The sequence below is a fragment of the Ramlibacter alkalitolerans genome, assembly GCF_016722765.1.
GTDB classification, from domain to species: Bacteria; Pseudomonadota; Gammaproteobacteria; order Burkholderiales; family Burkholderiaceae_C; genus Ramlibacter; species Ramlibacter alkalitolerans.
In genome coordinates, this window is sequence record NZ_JAEQND010000003.1 from 14,021 (window position 1) to 40,705 (window position 26,685).

The following is a 26,685-nucleotide window of genomic DNA, read 5'->3' on the forward strand; positions in this document are numbered from 1 at the left end:
CTGTCCGCACCGGTCTCGGCATAGCCTTGTGCGTGAAAGCATCGAACCCTCAGGTACGCGCCAGGAATTGCATGGTCTCGGACACGCTGGTTGGGCTCTTGCCAGAGCTGCATCATCACAGATCCCGCCTCATTGAATGAGTCCCAGGAGTTGACAACCGAGCCGTACGGCCTGAAGCCAATAGATTGCAGGAATTCGGTGACTGTCATCCGTAAACTCCAGCGGAGTAGCACCTAGCATAGCGTGATCGGAGTCGCGGTGTGAGCCGAATCGACTACTCACGCCGGCGGCCGCGGTGCATTCCGTTGACCTGTGCTTCGCTGGCGATGCTAACGCTTGGTCGGTGAGCCTGCTGCTGGCCGGAGGCGGCCATCAAATGCCGAAGAAGGCACAGACGCTAAAACCGTCCTGACCCAGGAGTGTTGGACCAGTCGGTGGGCTCTGGAAGATCAAGCTTGCCTTGTGGGGACGGCTCGCCCTTCGGCTCCTGCCTAACCTTGTGAACCTTCACCACGATGCGCTTTGTGACTTCCGGCTCCCCAACCTCGTTCTCCCGCTGATGAACCTCAAGGTCGCAAATGAGCTTCGTTCCGTTCTGAAACACCACCTCCTGATCCAGAACCTGCCGGTGAAATTCTCCGTCGCCGAGCTCGAAACTGATGCTTTTCTTCTCAAAGATTCCCCGCCAGTTGTGATTCCCCGCGCGGAGCACGGGCGACACGACCTCGATTTCGACATTCCGATAGACCAGCGGCTCAAGTTCTTCAGGCCCGACGATGAACCTCTCAAAGTGCTGCCGCTCGACTATGCGCTCCGACGCGCCCTTCTGGTGAGAGTTGCTAAACCCGACTGCTTCGACCTTGGTATATGAAGCAAGATTCCGATAGAGGTTTGACCGTTTGAGCTGAACCTTCTTCCTTCCAAGCAACGCGGCAGCGATTTCTTCAGTTGCGGGAGGCGATTCGATGGGTAATTCACCATTTGGTTTTCCCTCAGCGGAATCCTCTTCCCTTGCCAGCTTCTTGACCTCCAGCCTCGCCTTTTCGATCGCTAGGTCGTTGAGAGTTGTTTGCTGCTTCGCGTGCTTTAGCTTGTGCCTCACGAAAAGGGCGCCACCCAGGGCGGTCGCCCCCATGGTGAAGATGCTTCCGACGAGGTCTCTAAGGAAGGTTATCTGCTCCTGATACTGCCCAACGAGAAGGATGTGCTCCTCCCAGCCCCCAGGCACGGGGGGCACCACGTCCACCTCGATTTCGACATCAAGGATGTGGCTGACCTCCCGCAGTAGTCCGAGGATCTCCGCCTCGCATCGATTTCGGACAAGCGCGTCCATCTCGTGCGAACCGTTGCGCAGGTGGTAGTGAACCTTGAACTGCTGCTTCCTTCCCTCAGAAATTCTCTCGAAGCTCTCGCCATTCACGGGCAGGCCCTCCTTGATGAGCTATAGCTTATCCGCACTTCTACATCTGCAATCTAGGGTGGCGCGGCGCCAAAACCGCTGTCGCATTCCCCATCCGACGCGGCGGGCGCGGTGAGGGTTGGCGGTCGTTGGGCTAGGCAAGCGTGCGCTGCCTCCAAGGAGAAGCTCCACTCGTTCGGCGATGTCCTCTTCCGACCCCTCGCCGTCGTTCGCGCTTTGCACGTCGGTGGGGTGGCTCAATGACTGCGTTGGAGCCGAGACTGTGAATTGGATGTCCACCAGCGACCGACCGCACCGCTGCGAAGCGGTCACCAAGGTGGCGGCGCGAAGGACAGGAACGTTCGCTTCGGGCAATCGCAGTTTTGTGGGGGCTTTGGGTCGCTGGCGATGAGCTCTTGGGGAACTATTCTGGGGAAATTGAAGTGGCACGAAGGGGCATCAAGGGGTGCAAGCCTTTGTTCGTGCCCCCATAGCGCCCCGTCTTTGCTAAGACCGTGTTTTAGTTCGAGTCAAATCGCGCCTACCAATTTCTCCCTCGCCGATCAACGACTTGGCGTCGCTCTGATCCGGCGCGGGACAATCCAGGGACAAACGCCCATCACGGATGCTGCGAGCAGGCGCTTCGCCGCGCCACCGTCGTTCGCCGGCAGCCAACGGGCGTCCTTCTCCAGCAGCATCTACACGCCGTGCCCCGCCTGCGCGGCAATCCAGGCGCGTGCCGCTGGCTTCCCTGCGGCGGGGCCGCGGCGGCGCTGCTCAGAAGGTGTGGCGCAGGCCCAGCTCGTAGCCGTTGGAGGAGCCGCCAAGGCTCGTACCGGACGCCGCCAGGCCTTGCACCCCGATCGCGCGCTGCGCCCCGGCCTGGTTGCTCAGGTGGGCGACGGTGGCATAGAGCTGCGTGCGCTTCGACAGGTTGTAGCCGTAGCCGATGGCGAACTTCTTCCAGTCGGCGTCGCTGCCGGCGGTGTCGTAGCGGCTCGCCTGCGCGCGCAGCTCGCCCAGCCCCAGCGGCGCCGTCACGCCCAGTTCCACCGCCGTGATCTGCGCCGTGCCGCGCTTCTCGCGTGCCCACAGCAGCGAAGGCCGCAACACGCCGAAGTCGTACGACGCGCCGAAGTTGTGGATGCGGATGTCGGCGCCGTCGGTGGCGCCCTGCAGCTTGCCCGTCGCGAGCGCGACGTGCACGGGCCCCGCGCGATACCCGGCCCGCAGGCCCACGTAGTTGCCTTCCTGGCTGTTGGTCGCATTGGAGGGCTGCTCGCCGAACGCGTATTGCAGTTGGGCGTAGAAGCCGCCGAGGCCGGGCGGCAGGAAGTAGCTCACCGCGTTGGAGATCTGGATCGGCGCGCCCAGCATGATGAACGCGTTGTTCCCCCCGACGCCGTTGGTGAGGAAGGGATCGAAGATCAGCGTGTTGAGGAAGGTCGCGGCGTCGTCGCGACCCAGGCGCACTTCGCCGAAGCGGCCGGCCAGGCTGACCGTGGAGCGGCGGTTGAAGGACAGCGCGCCGCCGGTCTTGCCCTGCCCGGTGTCCACGTCCAGCCCGGCTTCGAGCCAGAAGCTGGCCGCCAGCCCGCCACCGAGGTCTTCGACCCCGCGGAAACCCAGCCGGCTGATGTTGGCCCCGCCGGTGGACAGGCCGGTGCGCGAGGTGCCGTTGCCGGTGACGCGGGCGACGCCGACGTCGACCACGCCGAACAGCGTGACGGAGGACTGGGCGGCAGCGCCCACGGCGAGGGTGGCCGCCGTGACGGCGGTCAGGAGTTTCTTCATGGTTCTCTTGGGTTCGGCTCCCTCCCTCGGAGGGGGAGGCAGTTCAGTGAGCCCTCCCGCAGGGGGAGGAGGTTGAAGGCACCGTCACCCCCGCCCTCTCGCGCAAGCGGGAGAGGGAGAGGAGCGGGAGGCGAAAGATCGGGCGCTACAGGTCCAGCGTCACCGAGGCGCTCCTGCACCCCGACACGCAGACCATCATCACCTTGTTGGCGGCGCGCTCCTTCGCGCTCAGCACGGAGTCGCGATGGTCCGGCTCGCCGCACAGCACGCGCGTCTCGCACGAGCCGCAGATGCCTTCCTTGCAGCTGTGGTCCACGTCCACGCCGGCCTCGAGCAGCGTGTCCAGGATCGACTTCTCCGGCGTGATGGTGAAGGTCTTGCGGCTGCGCGCCAGTTCCACGGTGAACGTGGCGCGGGCGTCGTCGGCCGCCTTGTGTTCGACCGCCGCGAAGCGCTCGATGTGCGCGTTCTCGTGGCCCAGTTCCGCGCTGAATTTCTCGAACGCATCCAGCATGGGCGTGGGACCGCAGGCGTACAGGTGCCGGTCCGGCCCTGCAGGCCGCGCGGCGAGCAGCGCCTTCAGGTCGGGCGGACCGCCCTGTTCGTCGTCGAAGTGCAGGTGCAGGGGCACCTCCAGTCGCTTCAGCTCGTCGAGGAAGGCGGCGCTGCGGCGCGAGCGCGCGAAGTACAGCAGCTCGAACGGGCGACGCAGGTCGTGCAGGCGGCGCGCCATGCACAGCAGCGGCGTGATGCCGATGCCGCCGGCGACCAGCACCGTGTGTTCGGCAGACTCCTGCAGCGGGAAGTTGTTGCGCGGCGCGGAGATCACCAGCTGCGTGCCGATGCGCAGCTGCTCGTGCACGCAGCGCGAGCCGCCGCGGCTGGCGCGGTCCTTCAGCACGCCCACCACGTAGCGATGGCGCTCGGCGGCGTTGTTGCACAGCGAGTAGCTGCGCTCCAGGCCGTTGGGCAGGTGCAGCTCGATGTGCGAGCCCGGCGTGAAGGCCGGGAGCTCCCCGCCGCCCACGGGCCGCAGGTCGACGGTGATGGTGTCCTCGGCTTCGAAGCGCAGCGTGTGGACGAAGGCGTTGAGGGTCTGCATGGTCTGGCTCCGGCCGCGCGCGGCCTCAGTTCGCTTCCACCTGTTCGCTGGCGACCTGCTTGAGCAGGCGGCGCAGCCGCACCAGGCCGATGTCGTGCTGGTACAGGTGCTCGCGCTGGTTGGCCTCGGGCTCCATCTGTTCCAGCATCACGCGGTCCTGCTCCAGCACTGCCCAGTGCCGCGCCTCGAGCCGGTTGCGGTACAGGAAGCGCCAGGTGTCGCGCTGCCACCCGTCCACCTGGCGGCAGCGCCAGAAGAACACGGCGCAGCGCTGCGGGCCGATCGGCGTGACGCAGGCCACGATGGCGAAGTTGCCGCCCGGGCCGCCGGTCTTCGGGTACGGGATCTCCAGCCGCATCCAGGCGAGGCCGGTGATGCCCCACTCGGTCCAGTCGAAGTTCACGCCGCGCTGGCCGGTCTTCTCGAACACGAAGCCCTGCTCGGTGTCGCGCACGCGGAAGGCGGCCGTGTTCTCGCCTTCGGCCATCGAGTGCGACTGCTTGTGCAGGAAGGTCCCGTGCATCGGGTCCATCACGTTGTCGAGGGCGTAGCGCCACTCGCACTCCCACTCGGCGTAGCAGAGGAAGTTCGAGTACTCGGGCGACGCCAGTTCGGCGGGGAGCGTGAAGGGCGGCGGCTCGTCCACGTGCGTGTCGCTGTTGTAGACGAACACGGTCCCATGGGCCTCGCGCACGTGGAAGTCCAGCGCGGCGCGCGAGCCTTCGAGCTTGCAGCCGGGGCTGCCCGGCACCTTGGTGACGGTGCCGTCGCAGCGCACCTGCACGCCGTGGTACGGACACGCGAGGCGGTCGCCCAGCACCACGCCCTGCGACAGCGGCGCGCCCCGGTGCGGGCAGTGGTCCTCCAGCGCGTGCAACTGCCCGGCGTCGTCGCGCCAGATCGCGAGCTTGCGGCCGAACCGGCGCAGCGAGACGGGCTGGTCGGCGAGGAAGTGCGAGGGGCACACCGCGTACCAGAGGTTCTTCGGCCCCACCTGCAGGCGCGCCTCGACGGGATCGGCGGCGACGGGAGTGATGGCGATCGGCTTCATGCGGCGTCTCCTTCGTTGCCCAGGCGCGCCATCAGGGCGCGGAAGCTCTCTTCGGTCCACTGCTCGCCGTTGCTAGCGCCGGGACCGCCGCGGTTGAGGCTGGCCACGAGTTCGGGCAGGGTCCACGCACCTTCGGCGAACGCGCGCTCGATGGCGTCGCCCAGCAGGTCCTCGAACACGGTCGGCGCGCGGCGCCGCGCCTGGTGCGGTTGCAGGTAGCGGTCGGTGTCCATCAGGTGTCTCCTCGGATACGTTCAGTTGGCCTGGATGCCGAAGTCCTTGATCAGCTTGGCGAAGCGGATGTAGTCGCCGCCATTGACCTGCGCTACGCGGGCGCCGTCGCCGCCGGCCGGAATGGCGCCGTACACCTTCATGCGTGCGGCCACGTCGGGCATCTTCAGGATCTCGTTCATGTGCCTGTTGAGCGTGGCCACGATGTCCGGCGGCAGGTTCTTCGGGCCCATCAGCGCCTGCCAGGCGCCGACCTCCGCGTCGCGCACGCCCAGTTCCGCGAGCGTGGGCACATCGGGCGCGAGCGGCGAGCGCTCGTGGTCGGCGACGGCGAGGGCGCGCATCTTGCCCGAGGCCACGTAAGGCGCCACGGGGCCCCAGGTCACGTAGGTCAGGGGGACGTGGCCGCCCAGCACGTCGTTGACGGCCGGTGCGACGCCCTTGTAGGACCGACGAAAGGCAGTGGACGCCTTGGGAGGGGGAATGGGGCGGTCAGCGTTCGGGCGCCGCGCGCCCGCGCTCACCCCTTGCTTGAAGGCTGGTCAGCGGTGTTCGTGTACGGGACCAGTTGCTCGCCATCCATGGCCTGGATGACGGGCTCCATGCTGCGAAGAGGTCACAGCTCGGGGCGCAAGACACCGGCTGAGGGTTCCGGAGGCCTGGCCGGACTGATCCGCCAGCCTTAGGGAAGGCGAAGTCGTCCAGCCCTTGAACGCCCGCTGGAAGGCGTGCGAATCCGCGAATGCGGATTCGTCCGCGATGTCACTGGGCCCAGCGCCGCTCGAACGCCCACACGTCTTCGAAGCCGACGAGCAAATGCAGTTGCTGCATGTCATACCGGGGCACCGGCGACCCCGCCGTCGTCCCCTCCGCGGCCAGTGAGGCGAGTGCGGCGGCCATGGCGGCGCAGGCGGACTGCATCAGCACGGCCGGCCAGATCGCGAGCGCGAAGCCCAGTTCCTCGAGCCGGCGCGCCGACAGCTCCGGCGAGCGGCCCGTGGGCACCATGTTCGCGATCAGCCAGGCACCTTCGCCGGCGAGCTCGCCGCCGATGCGCCTGAATTCCTCTTCGCTTTCCGGCGATTCGACGAACACGATGTCGGCGCCCGCCTTGGCGAAGGCCTTGCCGCGCGCGATGGCCTCGTCGAGCCCGAGTGCCGTCCGCGCGTCGGTGCGGGCGATGATCAGGAAGTCCCTGCTGCGGCGGGCCTCGACGGCCACCTCGATGCGGCGCACGGCGTCCGCCAGCGGCACGACCCGCCGGTTCGGCGTGTGGCCGCATTTCTTCGGCGATTCCTGGTCCTCCAGCTGGATCGCCTGCACGCCCGCTTCCTCGTAACCGCGCACGGTGTGGCGGATGTTGATCAGCCCGCCGAAGCCGGTGTCGGCGTCGGCGATCAGCGGCTTGCCCACGCCATGCGCGATCGTGCGCGCGCGCTGCTGCATGTCCGTGTAGCCGGCGAGCCCCGCGTCCGGCAGGCCCAGGTGCGACGCGGAAACGCCATAGCCCGTCATGTAGAGGGCCGCAAAGTCCATGCGGTCCGCGATCCTCGCGCCCAGCATTTCGTAGACGCCGGGGGCGACGACGAATTCCCGACGCTGCAGGCGCGCGCGAAGGGCGCCCGCGGGAGCGGGGCAGGGCAGGGCGTTCATGTCGCTTCCTTCGGGTGATCGATCAGTGCCTGTCGTTCGGCGATGTTGGCGGCCAGCTTCCCGTGCGCCATGTCGACCAGCACGCCACCGGCGCCGACGGCCCCCTGACCGTCGCGGGTGGTCTGCGCCAGCAGCTCGCGCGTGCGGGCAGCCCAATCGAGCTCCTCGCGCGAGGGCGAGAACACCTCGTTGGCCAGTTCGATCTGCGTGGGGTGGATGGCCCACTTGCCCTCGAAGCCGAGTGCCCTCGCACGTTCGGCGCAGGCGCGGTAGCCCTCGGCGTCGGCGTAGTCGGTGTAGGGCCCGTCGACCGGGCGCAGCCCCCAGGCGCGGCAGGCGTTGGCGATGCGCGCCATGGCGAAGTGCCACTGGTCGTTCCAGTGCCGACCGCGCTGTCCGCCGGCGCCGGCATCGGTGAGCACGGCGTACTGCGCATTCGGCCGGCCGAACACGCGGTCGTGCGTGCGCATGTCGATGCTGTAGTCGCCCACGCCGAAGATCATCGCCTCCAGCCGGTCCGAAGCCTGCGCGATCTCCTCGACGTTGGCGACGCCGCGCGCGGTCTCGATCAGCACCTCGATGCCGATGCGCCTGGCGCGGCCGGTCTCGCGCTCCACCAGCGTCAGCAGCTGGTCGACGAATCGCACGTCGGCGGCGCAGGAGGTCTTGGGCAGCAGGATCAGGTCCAGCCGCGGCGCCTGCCGCGCGAGGTCCACGATGTCGCGCAGGGCCCAGGGGGTGTCCAGCCCGTTCACGCGCACGGCGACGGTCTTGCTGCCCCACTCGATCTCGCGCAGCGCCTGCAGCGCCTGCGCGCGCGCTTCCTCCTTCTGGGCCGAAGCCACCGCGTCCTCCAGGTCCAGGAAGAGCGCATCGGCGGCGCTTTCGGCGGCCTTCGCGAGGAAGCGCGGACGCGTGGCGGGAACGGCCAGCTCGCTGCGTTGCAGGCGGTCTTGACGATGGTTCATGTTGATGCGGTGGAAGATGATTGGGCGGATTTCTGCTCGCGCTGGCGCACCAGTGCGGCCCGGCGCAGCAGGCGTTCGGCGGGGCCGACGAGGTCGATGGCGACGAACACGCCGTCAGCGACGGCCGTGCCGTGTCCCTGCGCGAGGGCGGCGCGGTAACCGGCCACCAGCCGTTCGGCGCGCTGCACTTCCGCGGGCGTGGGCGAGAACGTTGCGTTGGCCACGGCGACCTGCGCAGGGTGGAACACGACCTTGCCGGCGAAGCCCAGCTCGCGCGCCAGCAGCGCGTCGGCGCGGGTGGCCTCGGCGTTGCGCACGTCCAGGAACCAGGCTGCATCGATGGCCTGGATCCCGACGGCACCGGCGGCGGCGGAGATGGCGGAACGCGCGAACAGCAGCGCATTGGCGGTGATGGCCGCACCGGTGGCGGCCGTGTAGTCGCCGGAGCCGAAGAACAGGGCGGTGGTGCGCGTGCAGGCCTCGGCGATCGGCAGCGCCTGCAGGATTCCGCGCGGCGTCTCCAGCATGGCCACCAGCTCGCGCGGGCGCTGCACGCCCTGCTCGCGTTCCAGCGTCTGCAGCAGCGCGTCGAGCGCGTGCAGTTCCGCCGCCGTTTCGACCTTGGGCACCATGATCGAGTCCAGCAGCGCGAGCGGCAGCGCGGCGAGGTCGGCGGCGCCGAAGCCGGAGCCCAGGGTGTTGATGCGCACGCACAGCTCGCGACCGCATCCCTGCAGTTCGCGCAGTGCGCGGCCCACCAGCTCGCGCGCCTGCGCCTTCGCGGCGGGCGGCACGCTGTCCTCCAGGTCGAGGACGAGCGCATCGGCGCCGTACGCCGCCGCCTTGCGCATGCGGTCCGGCCGGTTGCCCGGCGTCATGAGCATCGAGCGCCGCAGGCGCGGCGCGGCTTCGGGAGAAGGAGGCGTGTTCATGGAACCTTCGTATGTGCGCGGGCAGGTGGGGGCCGGGGCCACGCGCAGCTGCTCGCGGGTAATCCCGCAGTCGCCCGGGCGACTCTGGGCCTTATTGTACGTACATACGCACATTTGAGCGAACACAGGCAAACCCGCGAAAGGAAGCCCCCGCATGCACGTCCCGTCCCCCGCCGTGTCCGCCACCGAGCGGCTGCAGCGCAGCCTCGATGCCATCCACCAGTGGGATCCGCTGGTGAAGGCCATGATCACGGTGGATGCGGAAGGCGCCCGCCGCACGGCCGAGGCCGCGGACCGCGCCGCCGCCGAGGGGCGCTCGCTAGGCCTCCTGCACGGCGTGCCGCTGGTGGTCAAGGACAACATCGACACCGCCGGCCTGCGCACCACCTGCGGCTCGCTCTTCTTCGAGGACAACTTGCCCGCCGCGGATGCGACGGTGGTGAGGCGCCTGCGCGCCGCCGGCGCGGTGATCGTCGGCAAGTGCACGCTGCACGAATTCGCGTTCGGCGTGCGTTCGCTCAACCCGGTGGTGGGCCAGTGCCGCAATCCCTGGGATCCCGCTCGCATCCCGGGCGGCTCCAGCGGCGGCTCCGGCGTCGCGGTCGCCACCGGCATGGCGGAGATGGCGCTCGGCACGGACACCGGCGGCTCGGTGCGCATCCCCGCGGCCCTCAACGGCATCACCGGCCTGCGTCCCACCGTCGGACGCGTGTCCAACCATGGCTGCCTGCCGGTGAGCCCGACGCACGACACCATCGGGCCGATGGCGCGCAGCGTCGAAGAGGTCGCGCTGCTGTTCGCCGTGATGTCTGGCCACGATGCCAGCGACCCGGTGAGCGAGCCGCGCGAGTTGCCCAACTTCCTGCCCCGCCTGCGCGACGGCATCGCCGGTCGCCGCATCGGCCGCCCCCGCAACCACTACTTCGACAACGTGTCCGCGCCCGTGGGTGCGGCCATCGAGGAGGCCGTGCGCACCTTCAGCCGCCTGGGCGCCGAGATCGTCGACGTCGAGGTGCCGGGCGCCGAGGAGGCGCACGCGTGGGCGACGGCCATGATCTATTCCGACGCCTGCGCGCTGCATGCGGCGCGGCTGCAAGAGGGCGGCGAACGCTGGGGCCCGCAGACACTGGAGCGCATGCGCATGGGCCTGCGCTACACCGGCACCGACTACGCGCGCTCCATGCGGCAGCGCGAGGCGTGGTGCCGCACGCTGGAGGATGTCTTCGGCCGCGTCGACCTGCTCCTGTCGCCCTCGAGCCCCACCGTAGCGCCCCTGATCGACGACCAGCGCAGCCTGTTCGAGGCCACTCGCGCGGTCACGCAGAACACCTATGCCGGCGCCTTCGGGCGCATCCCGGGCCTGTCGGTACCTTGCGGCGCCTCGCCCGAGGGCCTGCCGATCGGCGTGCAGCTGGAGTCCGCGTGCTGGAACGAGCCGCTGCTGCTGCAGGCCGGCTGGGCCTTCCAGTCCGTGACCGACTGGCACCAGCGACGCCCGTCTCTGCCGCGCGCCTGACGGCCGCGCATGTTCCCGTGCTCCGGCCGCCACGGCCGGAGCCGTCTTTGACCGCACCGATCCAGCAAAGGACCTCCCCATGAAAAAGCTTCTGACCGCCGTCGCGGCAAGTGCCGTCCTTCTCACCGCCGGCATCGCGCACGCCGCCGATCCCACCGTGCGCTGGAAGATGGCCGGCATGTTCGGCTCCAGCTTCAAGCCCATCGGTGGCCACATCGTGGCCATGACCAAGAAGGCGGAGCAGGCTTCGGGCGGCTCGCTCAAGATCCGCTTCTACGAGCCCGGCGCGCTGGTGCCGGTGCCGGGCATCTTCGATGCCGTCTCGCAGGGTTCCATCGAGGCCGGCTACGCGGGCATCGGCTTCTTCACCAACAAGGAGCCGGGAATCGCGCTGTACAACGCCGCGCCCTTCACGCCGGATCTCGCCGAATTCATGGCCTGGATCTACTACGGCGGCGGGCAGGAAGTGCTGGACGAGGTGCTCAAGCCGCACAAGATCAAGGCGATCTTCTGCGGCGTGCTGGCACCGGAGGCCGGCGGCTGGTTCCGCAAGGAGGTCAACGCGCTGTCGGACCTCAAGGGCCTGAAGATGCGCATCGGCGGATTGGGCGCCAACGTGCTGGAAAAGGTCGGCGTCTCCACGCAGGCCCTCGGCGGCGCCGACGTGTTCCCGGCGCTGGAACGCGGCGTGATCGACGCGGCCGAATACTCCAACCCGGGCGTCGACGAGTCGCTGGGCTTCGACCAGGCGGCCAAGTACTACTACTTCCCCGGCTGGCACAACCCCACCAGCCCCGAGTGGCTGATGGTCAACACCGACGCCTACGCCAAGCTCACGGCGGGCCAGAAGGCCGCGCTCGACATGGCCTGCGGCGACACCGTCGCGCGCAGCATCGCCGAGGGCGAGGTGGTGAGCATGCAGGCCCTGCAGCGGCTGCGCGCCAAGGGCGTGCAGGTGCGTCGCTGGAAGCCCGAGGTGGTCAACGAGCTGCGCCGCATGTGGTACGCCGAGGCCGAGCGCTTGAGCGGCGAGAACGCCAACTTCAAGAAGATCTGGACCTCCATGTCCAACTTCCGCAAGGCGTACGCGGCCCAGCACGAACTGCAGCGGCTGGAGTGAGCGTGGCGGCCAACCTCGATCTCGCCGAGGCGGGCACGCCGCCGCTCGCGCCGCCGGCGCCGCGCGACGGGGCGGGCGCATTGCGGCTGGCGGAGCGGCTCGACCGCTTCGTCACCGGCGCCGGCATGGCCGGCGGCTGGATGATCGTGCTGCTGGTGATCGTCGTGTGCATCGACGTCGTCACCCGCAAGTTCATCACCTTCCACTCCACCTTCCTGCAGGAACTGGAGTGGCACATCCACACGGTGGTGTTCGCGCTGTCCTTCGGCTTCGCCTACGTGCGCGGCGCCCACGTGCGCATCGACGTGATCCGCGACCGGCTGTCGCGCCCCTCGCGGGCGCGGCTCGAACTGGCCGGCATCATCCTGCTGCTGGTGCCCTTTGCCGTGCTGATCCTGTGGGTGGGCATCACCTTCGCGCACCAGGCACTGGTGCAGAACGAGGGCTCCACCTCGGCGCAGGGCATCCCGCACCGCTGGATCATCAAGTCGCTGATTCCGATCGGAATGGTGCTGCTGCTCACCGCGGCGGTGGCCACCGCGCTGCGCGCCTGGTGCTACCTGCGCGGGCAGGCCGATGCGCCCGAAGCCTTCGAGCAGGAACCGGTCTCGCTCGAAACTCCGGGAGCCGCCTGATGGACTATCTCGTCGACCACTTGGCCATCCTGATGTTCGTCGCGCTCGCCGGGATGCTGTTCTCCGGCTTCCCGGTGGCGATGGTGATCGGAGGGATCTCGCTCCTCTTCGGGCTGATCGGTGCCGCCTTCGGCGTATTCGCGCCCACCGAGTTCTTCAACTTCCTGCCGCGGATGTGGGGCGGGGCGGCCGAGAACCTCGTGCTGATCGCCGCGCCCCTGTTCATCTTCATGGGCGTGCTGCTGGAAAAGAGCGGCGTCGCCGCGGACCTGCTGCGCTGTCTGCAACTGCTGCTGCGCCGCGTGCCCGGGGGCCTGGCGCTGGGCGTCGCGCTCATGGGCACGATCATGGCCGCCACCACCGGCATCATCGGCGCATCGATCGTCATGCTGTGCATGCTGTCGCTGCCGGTGATGCTGCAGCAGGGCTACGACAAGGGCCTGGCCACCGGCGTCATCGCGGCCTCTGGCACGCTCGGCATCCTGATCCCGCCCAGCATCATGCTGGTGATCATGGGAGACCTGATGCAGATCTCCACCGGCAAGCTGTTCCTGGGCGCCATGCTGCCCGGACTCATGCTCGCCGGCCTGTACCTGGTCTACATCGTGACGGTGTGCTGGTTCAAGCCGAAGCTCGCGCCGCCGATGCCCGCGGACGACATGTCGATCAGCACCGGGCGGCTGGTGATGATGCTGGTGAAGGGCTTCGTGCCGCCCACCGTGCTGATCGGCCTGGTGCTCGGTTCGATCTTCTTCGGCTGGGCGACGCCGACGGAAGCGGCGGCGGTGGGTGCGCTGGGCGCCACGGTGCTGGCGCTGGCGTACGGCCGCCTGTCGTGGCGGCTGGTGAACGAGTCGGTGCGGTCCTCCACGCTCACGATCGGCATGGTGTTCCTGGTGATCCTGGCTGCCACCTGCTTCTCCTACGTGTTTCGCTCGCTGGGCGGCGACGACGTGATCCACGACTTCCTGAACGCCAGCGGCCTCGGGCCCTGGGGGCTGCTGTCGCTGCTGATGTTCGCCGTCTTCCTGCTCGGGTTCTTCTTCGACTGGCTGGAGATCATCCTGATCGTGCTGCCGATCTTCGCGCCGGTGGTCACCACGCTGGACTTCTCCGCGCACGTGGCGGACAAGCAGGAAGTCCTCTACTGGTTCGCGGTGCTGGTGGCCGTCAACCTGCAAAGCTCCTTCCTCACCCCGCCGTTCGGCTTCGCCCTGTTCTTCATCAAGGGCACGGCGCCGCCCGCGGTCCGCATGGGCCACATCTACAAGGGCATCGTGCCTTTCGTGGGACTGCAGGTCGTGGGCATCCTGCTCGTGATGGCGTTTCCGGAGATCGTGCTCTGGCTGCCGCGTCTCCTCCTCGACAAATGAAAGGAAAGCAACGATGAACTCCTGGGAGAGCTACCTCTCGGAAGCGGACCGCGCGACGCTCGCGCGCGGAAAGTGGGGCCAGCGCATCCAGCCTGGCGTGCGGCCGGCCATCGTGTCGATCGACGTGCAGAACTACATGGTGGGCCGGCGCGGCGAACCGGACGGGGAGTATCCGTACAGCTGCGGCGGCATCGGCTGGGAGGCGGTCGATGCCTCCAAGGAGATCCTCGCCGCCGCGCGCGCCGCCGGCGCGCCGGTGCTGTACACGCGCTTCGCGCTCGATGCGAATGGCCACGAGGGCGGCATGTTCGCCCGCAAGGTGGGCAAGGGCGCGGGCGAGAACGCATTCCTCGAAGGCACGCATGGCGCCGAGCTGCTGGCCGAGGTCGGCCCGCAGCCTGGCGACTTCGTCTTCACCAAGAAGAAGGTCAGCGCGTTCTTCGGCACCCCGCTGCTGTCCTACCTGACGGACCTGCAGGTCGACACGGTGATCGTGATCGGCGGCTCCACCAGCAACTGCGTGCGCGCCACCGTTGTGGACGCGTCCCAGTACAACTTCCGCGTGCTGGTGCCGCAGGAGGCGGTGTTCGACCGCATCCCGCTGTCGCACGCCGTGTCGCTGTTCGACATGAACCGCACCTATGCCGACGTGCTGCCCACGAACGAGGTGGTTGCCTACTTGCGCGGCATCGCGCAGCGCGCCGCCGGCGCGCGGCTCTCCGCGGTCCGCGCCCAGGCGGCTTGAGCCCGCATCCTTCATCACCGAATCGCTGCAAGAGGAATCCATGGACAAGAGACATTTCATCGCCGCCGGCCTGCTGGCCGGCGCCTGCGCGCTGGCGCCTGCGGCCTTCGCGCAGGAGTCGATCAAGCTCAAGGTGGCGTCGAACTATCCGGCCACCTCGCTGTTCAGCCGCGTGCAGAAGCACATGCTGGACGAGGTCACGGCGAGCACCAACGGGCGCGTCACTTTCGAGTGGTACTACGGCGGCGTGCTGCTGAAGGCCGCCGACGTGTTCCCCGGCGTCGGCCGGGGCGCCGCCGACATCGCCTTCACGGTGCCCGCCGCGTTCAACCCGCGCGAGTACCCGATCACCGGTGTCACCTTGCCCTTCCTGACGGAGAACGTGCAGGCCGCGAGCCTCGCCTTCCGCGACTGGTACAACACCACGCCCGCGGTGCAGAAGGAATACCAGCGCAACAACGTGCGCTTCCTGCTGGCGGTGCCCGCGTCGGAGAACGTGCTGTGGAGCCAGAAGAAGGTGAACACCGCCGCGGACCTGAAAGGCATGCGCATCCGCATGCTCGCAGGCCCCGGCGATGCGCTGTCGCTGCTGGGCGCCACGGCCGTGACGGTGCCTTACACGGACGCGATCGACCTGCTGTCGCGCGGCGGCGTGGAGGCGATCTCGGCGACGCCCTTCGAGCAGGGCGTGAAGGACGGCCTGCCGGAGATGGTGAACTATCTCTCGTCCGCCGGCCGCATGGGCATCTACGCCGCGGTGATCACGGCGATGAACCTGGATCGCTGGAATTCGCTGCCGAAGGACGTCCAGGCCGCCTTCCTCAAGGCCGCGGACAACGCCATCCAGTACTACGCCGAGGCGCAGGGCAAGGACGCCGACGAATCGGTCGACATCCTGCTGAAGGCCAAGCGGGTGCAGGTACTCAAGATGGATCCGCAGGAGGAGAAGGCCTGGCGTGACAAGACGCGCGACGCGATCCTGAAGAAGTACCACGACCAGGTGGCACGCACGGGCGCGGACGGCAACCAGCTGGTGGCCAGCTACACCGCGCTGGTGCGCAAGTACGAGCAGAGCCACCCGTACCAGACCGGCATCGACCGCTACTTTGCCCGGAAGAAGTGATGCGCCAGGCGCTGCTCGCATGCGCAAGGCGCACCAATGCCCTGTCGCAGGGCATGGCCCGCCTCACCGGCCTGCTGATCATCGTGCTCATGCTCGCGGTGGTGGCAGACTCGCTGCTGCGCGGCGCCGCCAACATCGCGATCTGGGGCGTGCTCGAACTGAGCACGATGATGCTGCTGGCGCTCGTCTACCTGGGGCTGCCGGCCACGCAGGCGGAGCGGGTGAACTTCCGGGTTTCCGTGTTCACCGACCGTCTGCCCCGGCGCGCCAACCTGGCGCTGGGCGGCCTGTTGCTGCTGCTGCAGCTGGCGCTGCTCGCCATCCTGGCCTGGTTCAGCTGGCGCAGCGCGCTGTTCTCCTTCCACCGGCAGGAAGTCTCCATCGGGCTGGTGGAGATCCCGCTGTGGCCGCACCGTACGCTGGTGGCGGTGGGCCTCACGCTCCTGTGGTGGCAGGCCTTCGTCAGCGGCATCGAGCTGGTGCTGCACGGCAAGCACCCTTATGAACTGGACCTGAAGGCCGAAGTCGAGGGCGCGATCGGGAGGCAGGCGGCATGACGGCCGGTGCACAAGGCCTGCTGATGATCGCCGGCCTGTTCGTCCTGCTGGCCATGGGCCTGCCGATCGCCATGGCGCTGGTCGCCAGCGGCGTCGTCGCCATCCTGAGCGTGCAGGGCTGGTCGGCCGCCGACTACCTGCTCGGCGCGCTGCCGTATTCCGGCGCGGCGGAATTCGCGTTCATCGTGATCCCGCTGTTCCTGTTCATGGGCCACATGGCGTTTTCCGCGGGTGTGTCCGAGCGCGGCTTCCGCGCGGCGCTGGCGTGGTTCGGGCACATCCCGGGCGGGCTGGGCATCGCGGCGGTCTCGGCGTGCGCCGCGTTCGCCACGGTGTCGGGGTCCTCCATCGCGACCGCCGCCACGGTGGCCAAGGTCGCCGTGCCGGAAATGCTCAAGGCCGGCTACAGCAAGCGGCTCGCGGGCGCGGCCGTCGCCACCGGCGGCACGCTGGGCGTGCTGATCCCGCCCTCCAGCGTGATGGTGCTGTATTCGATCGCGACCGAGACGCCGATCCCGCACCTGTTCATGGCCGGCATCGTGCCGGGCATCCTTACCGCCGTGCTCTACGCCGTCCTGATCCACATGACGGTGCGCCGGGACCCTTCGATGAAGGAACTGACCGTTCTGCCGCGCGCGCCCATGAAGCAGCGCCTGCGGCTGACGCTGTCGTCCTGGGAGATCATCCTGCTGTTCGCGGTGGTGATGGGGACGCTGTACGCGGGCCTCGCGACCGCGACCGAGGCGGCCGGCTACGGCGCCCTGGCGGCCCTGGCGGTGGCGCTCGCGCGCGGCACCCGCTGGGAGGAAGTGAAGAAGGGCCTGCAGGTCTCCGGCGCCAGCACGGCATCGATCTTCTTCCTGATCATCGGCGCCGGCATCTTCAGCGTGGCGCTGGCCACGACGCAGATGCCGCAGCAGATCGCGACCGCCGTCACCTCGCTGCAGCTGCCGCCGGTGCTGCTCATGATCCTGCTGCTGCTGCCCTTCCTGGTGCTGGGCTGCTTCATCGACGCGGCCTCGATGGTGCTGCTGACGATGCCCATCATCTTCCCGATCGTGAAGCAGGCCGGCATCGACCCGGTGCTGTTCGGGATCCTGGTGGTGAAGATGACGGAGATCGGCAACATCACGCCGCCCGTGGGCCTGAACGTGTTCGTGGTGAGCACGACTTGCCCGGAGATTCCGGTGCGGGAAGCCTTCCGCGGCGTTCTGCCCTTCTTCGTGGTCGAACTGGTCGTGGTGGCGCTGCTGATCGCCTTCCCGTCGCTTACCCTGGGCCTCGTGCGCTGAGGCCGCAAGAAATCCCCATGACAACGCAACTCGATACCGCGGCCGACGTCCGCGCGGACTACCTGCGCAAAGGCTTCCTCGGCCAGGTGGGCTTCGGCCGCAGCCCCTGCCTGCTCGTGGTGGACCTCACCAACGGCTTCACCGACCCGTCCTCGCCGCTGGGCTCGGAGCTGTCGGACGTGATCGCCGCCAACAACGAACTGCTTGCCGTGGCCCGCGAGCGCGGGATTCCCGTGATCTTCAGCATCGTGCGCTACGACCACCCTCGCGAGGCCGGCGTGTGGCTGCGCAAGGTGCCGGCGCTGGGCATCCTGAAGACGGGCAGCGGGACCGAAGACGTCGACGCGCGGCTCGCACCCCGGCCGGACGAACAGATCCTGGTGAAGAAGTTCGGCTCCTGCTTCTTCGGCACGACGCTGGCCAGCCAGCTCACCTCCCAGGGCATCGACACGGTGATCGTCACCGGCGTGTCCACCAGCGGCTGCGTGCGCGCGACGGTGGTCGACGCCGTGCAGCACGGATTCCGCGCCATCGTGCCCCGCGAGGCGGTGGGCGACCGCGCCCGCGCGCCGCACGAGGCGAACCTGTTCGACATGCAGGCCAAGTACGCGGACGTGCTGGAACTCGCGCGGGTGAAGGACTACCTGCAGACGGTGCCCCGCTGACGCCAACAACGAAGGAAAACGACATGAATGCTCCCGCCATTCCCGGCGCCGCGGTCGCTGCCACGCGCGAGGCCTTGGCCAACATCGAACGGTGGAACCCCGTCATCAACGCGATGATCACGGTCACCGCGGATCGTGCCCTGCAGAGGGCCGCCGAGCTCGATGCGGCTGCTGCCGCCGGCGAATGGTGCGGCCTCCTGCACGGCCTGGTCGTGAACCTCAAGGACAACATCGACCTGGAGGGCGTGCCGACCACCGGCGCCACGGTGCTGCGCCGCGGCCACCGCGCCGAGCGCAATGCCTTCATCACCGACCGCCTCGAGCGCAACGGCGCCGTGATCGTCGGCAAATCGAATCTGCACGAATGGGTGTTCGGCCCCACCAGCCAGAGCCGCCACTTCGGGCCCGTGCGCAACCCCTGGAACCCGGGGCACATCCCCGGAGGCTCCAGCGGTGGCTCGGGCGCGTCGGTGGCCGCGGACATGGCCGCCGTGTCGATCGGCAGCGACACGGCCGGTTCCATCCGCATCCCAGCCTCCTTCAACGGCGTGGCCGGCCTGCGGCCGACCGTGGGCCGCATCTCCGGCCGTGGAAGCCTCGGCGTGAGCGCGGCGTTCGACACGCTTGGCCCGCTGGCGCGGCGCGTGTCCGACGTGGCGCGCGTGTTCGCGGTGATCGCCGGCCACGATCCGCACGACCCGATTTCGGTCGATACGCCGGTGCCGAACTTCCTGCCCACGCTCTCCGATCCGGTGCGCGGCATGCGCATCGGCGTCATGCGGAGCTTCTTCTTCGACGGCCTGCACCCCGACCTCGCGCCGGCGACGGAGCGCGCCATCGGCGTGTTCCGCGACCTTGGCGTGAAGATCGTGGATGTGGACCTCGGCGACGTCGAGAAGGCACAGGAGATGCTCGCTTTCCGGATGGTGGTCGCCGACGCCATGGAAGTGCACCGCGACCGAGTGGCGGCGCACGCAGCTGATTACGGCGAGGACATCCGGATGCGGCTGCGCATTGGCGAGCAGGTCACCGGCGTGCAGTACGCCGAGGCCCTGCGCTGGATGGAGCGCTTCCGCCACCGCCTGCGCGCGGCCTTCGGCGAGGTTGACGCGATGCTGTCGCCCACCACCGCGATCCCCGCGCCGGCGATCGAGGGCCTCGACTTCGGGGAGGCGATCCGGGCTGTGCCGCGGCTGACCTGCGTCTACGCGGCGGCGGGCGTTCCTGGCCTGGCGCTGCCGTGCGGATTCACCGCCGATGGACTGCCGCTGTCGATGGAACTCGCGGGCCCGGCCTTCGGCGAGCCGCAGATCCTGCGCCTGGGCCACGCCTTCCAGGGCGTGACCGACTTCCACCTGCGGCGCCCGAAGCTGCCTCGGTGATTCAGGCGCGGCGCGCGCGCGCTGCGGCCGCCGCCGGCGCGGCCTGCTCGTCGTCGCGCTCGGAGCGATGGGCGCGGAAGCGCGACCGCTGCGTGTACAGCCCGCTCGGGTAGTGCCCGATCGAGATCTCCACGGTGTTGCCGCTGCGGTCGTAGAAGTAGCGCGTGATGCGCATCGCCGCCTGGCCGTCGGCCGCCTTGAGGGAGCGCGCGATCTCCGGGTCGAGGTTCACAGCGGTGATCTCCTGCTGCACCTCGATGACCCGCAGGCCGTAGTGCTCTTCGATGTGCGCGTAGAGCGGGCGGGTGAAGATCTTGTCGCGGTTCACGGCATCGGCGAATTCCGGCCGCACATAGGCGCGCACGTGGGCCAGCGGCCGCTTCTGGTCGGCCACCTTCCGCAGCAGCGTGACTTCCAGCCATACCTGGCCCGGCTTGCACTCGTGCTCCGCCGCGAAGGCCGCGTCGGCCACGATTTCCTTGCGGGCCAGCACGCGCATCTCGGTCGACTCGGCGAACTGCAACAGGTCGCCGATGGTGTTGATGCCGCCGAATACGCGCGGCGACTGCGAGGGCGCGCGCACCCGGGTGCCGATGCCCGCGTGCGAGGAGATCACGCCTTCCTCCTTCAACTCGCGCAGCGCCTGCCGCACGGTATGGCGGCTCACGCCGTAGCGGCTGGCGATCGCGTCCTCGGTCGGCAGCAGGCTGCCGACGGGGTAGCGCTTCTGCGCAATGTCGCGCATCAGCGCCTGGGCCACCGAGGCGTAGAGGGGTTGGCGGCGCGCGTCCAGCCCGGGCTGCGAGGCCGGCAGGTCCGGCGGGAGGGCCTCGGCAGCCTTGGGGGGAGGGATGCTGGCGCGTTCTCTCATGAGGTCATGAATGGGAAAGTGGTCTCATTGTGCAGGAGGGGAAGCGGAATCGCGGGTAATCCCTCTCGTGCGCCGCGCCTGCTTCCGCGACATTGTACGTACATTCGTACATTTCCAGTCACCCTCCCGCGTCGGCGTCGGCAAGACGCCACGGGCTGGGTCTCACCAGGAGCAAACGCGGCGTGAGCAGCAACCAGGATCCCGGAACGAGCCAAGGCCCGTCCTCCCAGCCCCTCGCGGGCACCCGGGTCGTCGACATCTCCAACTTCCTCGCGGCGCCCCTCGCCTCGATGTTCCTCGCGGACTTCGGCGCCGATGTCATCAAGGTGGAGCGTCCCGGCCTCGGCGACGAAGTGCGGCGCTGGGGCGAGGTGAAGAACGGCGTCGGCCTCTACTACAAGGCCGTCAACCGCGGCAAGAAGTCGGTGACGGCGGACCTGCGCACGCCCTTCGGCGTCGAGGTGGTCAAGCGGCTCGTGAAGGACGCCGACATCCTGGTGGAGAACTACCGCCCCGGCACCATCGAGAAGTGGGGCCTGGGTCCCGACGTGCTGCGCGAGATCAACCCCGGCCTGATCGTGCTGCGCGTCACCGGCTTCGGCCAGACCGGGCCGAACGGCAAGCGCCCCGGCTTCGGCACCATCGCCGAGGCGTACGCCGGCTACGTGTACATCTCCGGCGTGCCCGGAGGCCCGCCGCTGCTGCCCGGCTTCGGCCTGGCCGATGCCACCACCGGCCTCATGGCGGCCTACCTCGCTTCGGTCGCGCTGCACGAGAAGCGCCGCAGCGGGCAGGGGCAGGTGATCGACCTCGCGCTCTACGAGACGCTGCTCACCTTGCTGGGCCCGCAGGTCGTCAACTACGACCAGCTCGGGATCATCCAGGAGCGTGCCGGCTCGCGCCTGCCGTTCACGGCGCCGCGCAACATCTACCGCACCCGGGACGAGAAGTTCATCTCGGTGGGCGGCAGCGCGCAGTCGATCTTCGAGCGCATCTGCACCGCGCTGGAGATCCCGGAACTGCCGCGCGATCCGCGCTTCGCCGACAACCGCGCGCGGCTGAAGAACGTCGACGCGCTCGACGAGGCGCTGCAGGCGGCGATCAGCCGCTTCGACCGCGACGAGCTGATGCGCCGGTTCGTCGCCCTGGAGGCGGCGATTTCCCCCGTGAACAACGTGGAGGACGTGCTGCAGGACGAGCACGTGGCCGCGCGCGAGAACATCGTCTCGCTGCCCGATGACGAACTGGGCGCGCCGCTGCGCATGCAGAACGTCGTCGGCAAGCTCTCCCGCACGCCGGGCGCCATCCGCCACACCGGCCCGCGCCTGGGCCAGCACAACCGCGAAGTGCTCATCGACCAGCTCGGGTTCACCGAGGAGGAACTGGTGCGGCACGACATCGACCCCGGCGCGCCGCAGGGCGCATCGGCCACCCGATCCTAGGAGTCCCATGCCGGTCTTTCGCAGCTTCCTGTTCGCCCCGGGCAACCATCCGCGCCGGGTGGAGAAATGCCTCACGCTCGGCGCCGACGCCGTGATCCTCGACCTCGAGGACGCGGTGGCCAATTCCGAGAAGGTCGCCACGCGCGCCATCGTCGTCGAGGCGCTGGGGCGCCCCCGGCCCTGCCGCGGCTACGTGCGCGTCAACGCACTCGGCACGCAGTGGAGCCACGGCGACTTCGTGGCGGTGGTCGCCAAGGGCGTCGACGGCATCGTGCTGCCCAAGGTGGAGTCCGCCGCCGACCTGCAGACGGGCGAGTGGCTGCTGGGCGCGCTGGAACGCGAGCACGGCCTGCCCGAAGGCAGCATCGACCTGGTGCCGATCATCGAGACGGCCGCGGGCTACTGCAACATCGCGGAGATCGCCCGCGCGGCGAAACGCACGCGCCGCCTCTCCTTCGGTGCCGGCGACTTCACGCTGGACCTGGGCATCACCTGGTCGGCCGACGAAACCGAGCTGCTGCCCTACCGCAGTACGCTGGTCGCGCAGTCGCGCGCCGCCGGCCTGGAGCCGCCGATCGACACCGTGTGGGTGTCGCTCAACGACCGCGAGGGTTTCGCCCGCTCGGTGCAGCGCGCCAAGGCCCTGGGCTTCCAGGGCAAGCTGTGCATCCACCCGGACCAGGTGCCGGTGGTCAACGAGTGCTTCCGCCCCACCGACTCGGAGCTGTCGCACGCCCGTCGCGTGCTCGACGCCTTCGCGCAGGCCGAACGCGACGGCCTCGCCGCCATCCAGGTCGACGGCCAGTTCGTCGACTACCCGATCGTGTATCGCGCGCAGCGCCTGATCGAGCGCGCCGACGCGATCACCCAGGCGGCGCGCCCGCACTGAACCGCCCGCCACGCAATTCCACGGAGTCCCCATGCTGAATGATCCCGCCCTCCAGCCCCTCGACGACATCCGCATCCTGGACGTCTCGAGCTACCTGGCCGGTCCGTTCTGCTCCACCCAGCTGGCCGAGTTCGGCGCCGAGGTGTGGAAGATCGAACTGCCCAAGACGGGCGACGCGCTGCGCCGCTTCGGCACCATCACCGAGAACGGCGATTCGCTGCCCTGGCTGTCCGAGTGCCGCAACAAGAAGTCCATCACCCTCGACATGCGCACGCCGGAAGGTGGGCGCCTGATGAAGCGCCTGGTCAAGGAAGTCGACGTGCTGGTCGAGAACTTCCAGCCGGGAACGCTGGAAAAATGGGGCCTGGGCTGGGACACGCTCCAGGAAATCAATCCGCGCCTCGTCATGGTGCGGATCTCCGGCTACGGCCAGACCGGCCCTTACCGCGACCGCCCCGGGTTCGGCCGCATTGCCAACGCCTTCGGCGGCCTGGCCTTCCTGGCCGGCTATCCCGACCGGCCGCCGGTGACCCCCGGCTCGGCCACCATCCCCGACTACATGGCCGGCATGTACGGTGCGATGGGCGCCATGCTGGCGCTGAAGGCGCGCGAGCGGACCGGCCGCGGCCAGATGGTGGACATCGGCCTGTACGAGCCGATCTTCCGCATCCTCGACGAGCTCGCGCCGGCCTACGCGTACAAGGGCTACGTGCGCCAGCGCATGGGGCCGGCCACCGTCAACGTGGTGCCGCACAGCCACTATCCGACGAAGGACGGTCGCTGGATCGCGATCGCCTGCACCAACGACAAGATCTACGAACGCCTGGCGGCTGCGATGGCGAAGTCGGGCATGCCCGCGCCCGAGGACTGGCTGCTGCTGAAGAACCGCGAGCGCGATCGCCCGCAGGTCGACGAGCACGTGACCGCATGGACCTCGCGCCACGACCGCGCGGAAGTGCTGCGCATCTGCGAGGAAGCCCAGGTGCCCTGCGGCCCGATCTACTCGATCGACGAGATCTTCGAGGACCCGCAGTACGCCGCGCGCGGCAACATCCTGAAGATGCAGGACGAGCGCGTCGGCGAACTTCCGATCCCGAACCTGGTGCCGCGGCTGTCGGACACCCCCGGCAGCGTCAAGTGGCTGGGCCCGCGCCTGGGCGAACACAACGACGAGGTCTTCAAGGGCCGGCTGGGCCTCAGCGACGACGACCTGCGCCGGCTCTCCACCGAAGGCGTGATCTGAGGCCGCGGAAAGGAAAGCCACGATGCCTGTGTCCGAGCTCCTGGTCGGGGGCCTGCTCCTCGGCGGCCTGTATGCCCTCATGGCATGCGGCCTCAACCTCATCTTCGGGGTGATGCGCGTCATCAACTTCGCGCACGGCGAGCTGCTGGCGATCGGCGCCCTGAGCACCGTGTCGTTGGTCGCCGGCTATGCGTTCCCGTTCTGGGCCGCGGTGCTGCTGGTGCCGCTGTTCACCGCCGCCCTCGGGCTGGTGATGTACCGGCTGGTGCTGCAGCGGCTGACGAACGCGCCGATGATCATGACGCTGCTGGCCACCTACGCCATCTCCACCATCCTGGTGAACGGCGCCATCCTCACCTGGGGCGGCGGCTACAAGGGCCTGCCCGGCGTGCTGGAGGGCTCGGTGCAGCTGCTCGGGGTGAACGTCTCGGTCTCGCGCCTCGTCGCCTTCCTGGTCGCGCTCGGCACCAGCCTGGCGGTGTGGTGGGCGCTGGAGAAGACGCGCTTCGGCCGGGCCGTGCGCTCGGTCTCGCAGGCGCCGGAGCTGGCGGAGATCTCCGGCATCTCGCTCGATTTCGTGCGCAACGCCACCTTTGCGATCGGCGCCGGCATGGCGGGCCTGGCCGGCGTGCTGATGGCCCCGACCTTCGCCTCCGACCCGCAGCTCGGTGCGCGTTTCCTGATCAAGGCCTTCGCCGTCATCATCGTCGGCGGCATGGGCAGCTACCCCGGCGCCATCGCCGCGGCACTGCTGCTCGGCGTCATCGAGGTGGTCGGCGGCTATTTCACCGGCGCGGTGATCGGTTCGGCGCTGCTGTTCCTGCTGATGCTGGCGGTGCTGCTCGTGCGGCCGCGCGGGCTGCTGGGCGTGGGAGCGCGCACATGAAGCCGCTGGCCATCTTCCTTGCCGTCGGCGCGCTGGCGCTCACCGTGCCTTTCTGGGGCACCGAGTACGCGCTGTCGTTCACCATCCAGATGCTGGTGTTCGTCATCCTCGCGTACTCGTGGAACCTGATCGGCGGCTACACCGGCTACACGCACTTCGGCCAGGTCTGCTTCTTCGGCCTGGGCGGCTACACCGGCGCGCTGCTGGTGACCAAGCTGGGCATGGCCTGGTACTTCGCGGCGCCGATCGCCGCGCTCGTGGGTGTGCTGCTGGCGGTGCCGCTGGGCATGGCGATGCTGCGCCTGCGCGGCCCGTACTTCGCCATCGGCATGTTCGGCCTGGCGCGGGTGCTGGAATCCTTCGTGCTCGGGTTCGACTCGCTCACGCAGGGCGGCACCGGCCTGTACCTGACGCCGCTGTCGAACCTCAGGCCCGTGTACTTCGCGCTGGTGGCGCTGGCGCTGGTCATGATGATCGCGACCTGGCGTCTCGACAACTCGCGGCTCGGGCTGAAGCTGCTGGCGATCCGCGAGGACGAGGAGGCGGCCGACGCGCTGGGCGTGCGCACCACGCGGCTGAAGGTCGGCACCTTCGTCGTCTCGGCCATCGCGCCGGCGGCGGTCGGGGCGCTGTACGCGACCTACCTCGGCTTCATCGACCCGCCCACCGCGTTCTCGCCCGTCATGGAGCTCACCACCATCGCCATCGTGCTGCTGGGCGGCATGGGCACGGTGTTCGGCCCGCTGGTGGGTGCCGTGGTGCTGTCGGTGGTCAACGAGTTGCTGTGGGCGCGCTTTCCCGAGGGCTACCTCGCGATCGTCGGCACGCTGATCCTGCTGGCGGTGCTGTTCATGCCGCGCGGCATCGTCAACCTGGCGATGAAGAAGGGCTGGCTGCCTCCCGGCCGCGGCCTGCTGCGGCAGCTCGCCCGCGAGGACAGCCGCGCCATCAAGGAAGCGCCGGCGCTGGTGCTGGCAGAGGACGTGAAGAGGGCCGAAGCATGAGCGTCAAACCCGTCATTCCCGCGCAGGCGGGAATCCAGAAGGCCCCGGGTCCCCGCCTCCGCGGCGACGACAGGAGGGTAGGCCAGTGAGCGCAAGCGACGACATCCTGGTGGCGGAGAAGGTCTCCAAGCGCTTCGCGGGCCGCGTGGCGCTGAACGAGGCGAGCTTGACGGTCAAGCGCGGCTCGATCACGGGCGTGATCGGGCCCAATGGCTCCGGCAAGTCCACCCTGTTCAACATCATCGCCGGCACGCTGGCGCCCAACGGCGGGCGGGTGTGGATCCGGGGGCAGGACGTGACCGGCGCCTCGGCGGCGGAGATCTGCCGCCGCGGCGTGGGCCGCACCTTCCAGATCAGCCGGCTGTTCGCCGAGATGACGGTGATGGAGAACCTGGTGGCGGTCGCGCACGGCGTGGACGACCGCGCGGCGGTCAAGCGCGCGCGCGAACTGCTGGAGTTCCTGGAGATCACTGCCATCGCGGACAAGTGGGGCTCGGAGCTCTCCTACGGCCAGCGCAAGCTGGTGGAGATCGCCCGGGCGCTCATGCTGCAGCCGGTGATCATGCTGCTGGACGAGCCCTTCGCGGGCATCAACCCGCGGCTGCAGAACCGCATCGTGGAGCACCTGAGGGCGCTGTGCGCCCGGGGCCTCACGGTGTTCTTCATCGACCACGAGATGCGCATCGTCCTGTCGGAATGCGACCTCGTCTACGTGCTGGCCGAAGGCAGCGTGATCGCCAGCGGCCCGCCCGAGCGGGTGCGCGACGACCCCCGGGTGCTGGACGCGTATTTCTGAACGACGGAGGAAACCT

General features: G+C 68.9%; 25 protein-coding genes and 1 pseudogene. 16 read left to right on the forward strand and 10 right to left on the reverse strand.

Annotated elements, in window-relative coordinates; translation table 11 throughout:
* Positions 1-397: 397 nt before the first annotated feature.
* The 9 genes and pseudogenes from JI746_RS05395 to JI746_RS05435 all read right to left on the reverse strand — a co-directional run bounded on the left by JI746_RS05395 (position 398) and on the right by JI746_RS05435 (position 9,130).
* On the reverse strand, positions 398-1,420 hold the full coding sequence (locus tag JI746_RS05395; protein ID WP_201687792.1) for a hypothetical protein: 1,023 nt from the start codon (positions 1,418-1,420) through the stop codon (positions 398-400).
* Between the two features lie 756 nt (positions 1,421-2,176).
* Complete coding sequence (locus JI746_RS05400) at positions 2,177-3,193, reverse strand: porin (protein WP_201687793.1); 1,017 nt, start codon at positions 3,191-3,193, stop codon at positions 2,177-2,179.
* A 145-nt stretch (positions 3,194-3,338) separates the two neighbouring features.
* Positions 3,339-4,295: a PDR/VanB family oxidoreductase gene (locus tag JI746_RS05405; protein WP_201687794.1), complete on the reverse strand. Its 957-nt coding sequence runs from the start codon at positions 4,293-4,295 to the stop codon at positions 3,339-3,341.
* 25 nt (positions 4,296-4,320) lie between these two features.
* Positions 4,321-5,346 (reverse strand): aromatic ring-hydroxylating oxygenase subunit alpha, encoded by a 1,026-nt coding sequence (locus tag JI746_RS05410; protein WP_201687795.1) that lies wholly within the window; start codon positions 5,344-5,346, stop codon positions 4,321-4,323.
* Complete coding sequence (locus JI746_RS05415) at positions 5,343-5,579, reverse strand: recombinase-like helix-turn-helix domain-containing protein (protein ID WP_201687796.1); 237 nt, start codon at positions 5,577-5,579, stop codon at positions 5,343-5,345. The genes JI746_RS05410 and JI746_RS05415 overlap by 4 nt, the downstream gene beginning before the upstream one ends.
* A 21-nt stretch (positions 5,580-5,600) precedes the next feature.
* Positions 5,601-6,023: pseudogene (locus JI746_RS05420) on the reverse strand (Bug family tripartite tricarboxylate transporter substrate binding protein); the annotation flags it as partial.
* Positions 6,024-6,339: 316 nt separating this feature from the next.
* Positions 6,340-7,230 carry an isocitrate lyase/PEP mutase family protein gene (locus JI746_RS05425; RefSeq protein WP_201687798.1) on the reverse strand — a complete coding sequence of 297 codons (891 nt, stop codon included), beginning with the start codon at positions 7,228-7,230 and terminating at the stop codon, positions 6,340-6,342.
* Positions 7,227-8,198 carry an HpcH/HpaI aldolase/citrate lyase family protein gene (locus JI746_RS05430; protein WP_201687799.1) on the reverse strand — a complete coding sequence of 324 codons (972 nt, stop codon included), beginning with the start codon at positions 8,196-8,198 and terminating at the stop codon, positions 7,227-7,229. The genes JI746_RS05425 and JI746_RS05430 overlap by 4 nt, the downstream gene beginning before the upstream one ends.
* Complete coding sequence (locus JI746_RS05435) at positions 8,195-9,130, reverse strand: HpcH/HpaI aldolase/citrate lyase family protein (RefSeq protein WP_201687800.1); 936 nt, start codon at positions 9,128-9,130, stop codon at positions 8,195-8,197. Before JI746_RS05435 ends, JI746_RS05430 begins: the two co-directional genes overlap by 4 nt.
* Before the next feature lie 154 nt (positions 9,131-9,284).
* On the opposite strand from JI746_RS05435, the gene JI746_RS05440 reads away from it, so the two are divergent.
* The 10 genes from JI746_RS05440 to JI746_RS05485 all read left to right on the forward strand — a co-directional run bounded on the left by JI746_RS05440 (position 9,285) and on the right by JI746_RS05485 (position 19,538).
* Positions 9,285-10,646: an amidase gene (locus JI746_RS05440; RefSeq protein WP_201687801.1), complete on the forward strand. Its 1,362-nt coding sequence runs from the start codon at positions 9,285-9,287 to the stop codon at positions 10,644-10,646.
* A gap of 79 nt (positions 10,647-10,725) precedes the next feature.
* Entirely contained in the window at positions 10,726-11,766 is a 1,041-nt protein-coding gene (locus JI746_RS05445) for a TRAP transporter substrate-binding protein (RefSeq protein ID WP_201687802.1), read from the forward strand.
* 2 nt (positions 11,767-11,768) lie between these two features.
* Positions 11,769-12,401, forward strand: coding sequence for a TRAP transporter small permease subunit (locus tag JI746_RS05450; RefSeq protein ID WP_201687803.1), 633 nt, complete (start codon positions 11,769-11,771; stop codon positions 12,399-12,401).
* A complete protein-coding gene (locus JI746_RS05455) occupies positions 12,401-13,774 on the forward strand; it encodes a TRAP transporter large permease (RefSeq protein ID WP_201687804.1) in 1,374 nt (457 codons plus the stop codon). The genes JI746_RS05450 and JI746_RS05455 overlap by 1 nt, the downstream gene beginning before the upstream one ends.
* A 13-nt stretch (positions 13,775-13,787) precedes the next feature.
* Positions 13,788-14,519, forward strand: coding sequence for an isochorismatase family protein (locus JI746_RS05460; RefSeq protein WP_201687805.1), 732 nt, complete (start codon positions 13,788-13,790; stop codon positions 14,517-14,519).
* Positions 14,520-14,559: 40 nt separating this feature from the next.
* On the forward strand, positions 14,560-15,642 hold the full coding sequence (gene dctP / locus JI746_RS05465) for a TRAP transporter substrate-binding protein DctP (RefSeq protein WP_201687806.1): 1,083 nt from the start codon (positions 14,560-14,562) through the stop codon (positions 15,640-15,642).
* Entirely contained in the window at positions 15,642-16,199 is a 558-nt protein-coding gene (locus JI746_RS05470; RefSeq protein ID WP_201687807.1) for a TRAP transporter small permease subunit, read from the forward strand. Before dctP ends, JI746_RS05470 begins: the two co-directional genes overlap by 1 nt.
* Positions 16,196-17,491: a TRAP transporter large permease gene (locus tag JI746_RS05475; RefSeq protein WP_201687808.1), complete on the forward strand. Its 1,296-nt coding sequence runs from the start codon at positions 16,196-16,198 to the stop codon at positions 17,489-17,491. The genes JI746_RS05470 and JI746_RS05475 overlap by 4 nt, the downstream gene beginning before the upstream one ends.
* 17 nt (positions 17,492-17,508) lie before the next feature.
* Positions 17,509-18,156 carry an isochorismatase family protein gene (locus tag JI746_RS05480; protein WP_201687809.1) on the forward strand — a complete coding sequence of 216 codons (648 nt, stop codon included), beginning with the start codon at positions 17,509-17,511 and terminating at the stop codon, positions 18,154-18,156.
* Between the two features lie 23 nt (positions 18,157-18,179).
* A complete protein-coding gene (locus JI746_RS05485; protein WP_201687810.1) occupies positions 18,180-19,538 on the forward strand; it encodes an amidase in 1,359 nt (452 codons plus the stop codon).
* A gap of 1 nt (position 19,539) precedes the next feature.
* Here the strand turns inward: JI746_RS05485 and JI746_RS05490 are convergent, their stop codons facing one another.
* Entirely contained in the window at positions 19,540-20,409 is an 870-nt protein-coding gene (locus JI746_RS05490) for a GntR family transcriptional regulator (protein ID WP_201687811.1), read from the reverse strand.
* Positions 20,410-20,591: 182 nt separating this feature from the next.
* On the opposite strand from JI746_RS05490, the gene JI746_RS05495 reads away from it, so the two are divergent.
* From JI746_RS05495 to JI746_RS05520, 6 genes are all read left to right on the forward strand, one after another.
* Positions 20,592-21,851 (forward strand): CaiB/BaiF CoA transferase family protein, encoded by a 1,260-nt coding sequence (locus JI746_RS05495; protein ID WP_201687812.1) that lies wholly within the window; start codon positions 20,592-20,594, stop codon positions 21,849-21,851.
* 7 nt (positions 21,852-21,858) lie between these two features.
* Positions 21,859-22,740: an HpcH/HpaI aldolase/citrate lyase family protein gene (locus JI746_RS05500; RefSeq protein ID WP_201687813.1), complete on the forward strand. Its 882-nt coding sequence runs from the start codon at positions 21,859-21,861 to the stop codon at positions 22,738-22,740.
* A 31-nt stretch (positions 22,741-22,771) separates the two neighbouring features.
* Positions 22,772-23,983, forward strand: coding sequence for a CaiB/BaiF CoA transferase family protein (locus tag JI746_RS05505; protein WP_201687814.1), 1,212 nt, complete (start codon positions 22,772-22,774; stop codon positions 23,981-23,983).
* A gap of 22 nt (positions 23,984-24,005) precedes the next feature.
* Positions 24,006-24,869, forward strand: a complete 864-nt coding sequence (locus JI746_RS05510; RefSeq protein WP_201687815.1) for a branched-chain amino acid ABC transporter permease — start codon at positions 24,006-24,008, stop codon at positions 24,867-24,869.
* Entirely contained in the window at positions 24,866-25,873 is a 1,008-nt protein-coding gene (locus tag JI746_RS05515) for a branched-chain amino acid ABC transporter permease (protein ID WP_201687816.1), read from the forward strand. Before JI746_RS05510 ends, JI746_RS05515 begins: the two co-directional genes overlap by 4 nt.
* A gap of 85 nt (positions 25,874-25,958) precedes the next feature.
* A complete protein-coding gene (locus JI746_RS05520; protein WP_201688171.1) occupies positions 25,959-26,669 on the forward strand; it encodes an ABC transporter ATP-binding protein in 711 nt (236 codons plus the stop codon).
* Positions 26,670-26,685: the final 16 nt, after the last annotated feature.

Coding starts and splice junctions, on each gene's coding strand:
- JI746_RS05400 (WP_201687793.1), bottom strand. CDS start 3,193: ATGAAGAAACTCCTGACCGCCGTCACGGCGGCCACCCTCGCCGTGGGC.
- JI746_RS05405 (WP_201687794.1), bottom strand. CDS start 4,295: ATGCAGACCCTCAACGCCTTCGTCCACACGCTGCGCTTCGAAGCCGAG.
- JI746_RS05410 (WP_201687795.1), bottom strand. CDS start 5,346: ATGAAGCCGATCGCCATCACTCCCGTCGCCGCCGATCCCGTCGAGGCG.
- JI746_RS05415 (WP_201687796.1), bottom strand. CDS start 5,579: ATGGACACCGACCGCTACCTGCAACCGCACCAGGCGCGGCGCCGCGCG.
- JI746_RS05425 (WP_201687798.1), bottom strand. CDS start 7,230: ATGAACGCCCTGCCCTGCCCCGCTCCCGCGGGCGCCCTTCGCGCGCGC.
- JI746_RS05430 (WP_201687799.1), bottom strand. CDS start 8,198: ATGAACCATCGTCAAGACCGCCTGCAACGCAGCGAGCTGGCCGTTCCC.
- JI746_RS05435 (WP_201687800.1), bottom strand. CDS start 9,130: ATGAACACGCCTCCTTCTCCCGAAGCCGCGCCGCGCCTGCGGCGCTCG.
- JI746_RS05440 (WP_201687801.1), top strand. CDS start 9,285: ATGCACGTCCCGTCCCCCGCCGTGTCCGCCACCGAGCGGCTGCAGCGC.
- JI746_RS05445 (WP_201687802.1), top strand. CDS start 10,726: ATGAAAAAGCTTCTGACCGCCGTCGCGGCAAGTGCCGTCCTTCTCACC.
- JI746_RS05455 (WP_201687804.1), top strand. CDS start 12,401: ATGGACTATCTCGTCGACCACTTGGCCATCCTGATGTTCGTCGCGCTC.
- JI746_RS05460 (WP_201687805.1), top strand. CDS start 13,788: ATGAACTCCTGGGAGAGCTACCTCTCGGAAGCGGACCGCGCGACGCTC.
- dctP (WP_201687806.1), top strand. CDS start 14,560: ATGGACAAGAGACATTTCATCGCCGCCGGCCTGCTGGCCGGCGCCTGC.
- JI746_RS05470 (WP_201687807.1), top strand. CDS start 15,642: ATGCGCCAGGCGCTGCTCGCATGCGCAAGGCGCACCAATGCCCTGTCG.
- JI746_RS05475 (WP_201687808.1), top strand. CDS start 16,196: ATGACGGCCGGTGCACAAGGCCTGCTGATGATCGCCGGCCTGTTCGTC.
- JI746_RS05480 (WP_201687809.1), top strand. CDS start 17,509: ATGACAACGCAACTCGATACCGCGGCCGACGTCCGCGCGGACTACCTG.
- JI746_RS05485 (WP_201687810.1), top strand. CDS start 18,180: ATGAATGCTCCCGCCATTCCCGGCGCCGCGGTCGCTGCCACGCGCGAG.
- JI746_RS05490 (WP_201687811.1), bottom strand. CDS start 20,409: ATGAGAGAACGCGCCAGCATCCCTCCCCCCAAGGCTGCCGAGGCCCTC.
- JI746_RS05500 (WP_201687813.1), top strand. CDS start 21,859: ATGCCGGTCTTTCGCAGCTTCCTGTTCGCCCCGGGCAACCATCCGCGC.
- JI746_RS05505 (WP_201687814.1), top strand. CDS start 22,772: ATGCTGAATGATCCCGCCCTCCAGCCCCTCGACGACATCCGCATCCTG.
- JI746_RS05510 (WP_201687815.1), top strand. CDS start 24,006: ATGCCTGTGTCCGAGCTCCTGGTCGGGGGCCTGCTCCTCGGCGGCCTG.
- JI746_RS05515 (WP_201687816.1), top strand. CDS start 24,866: ATGAAGCCGCTGGCCATCTTCCTTGCCGTCGGCGCGCTGGCGCTCACC.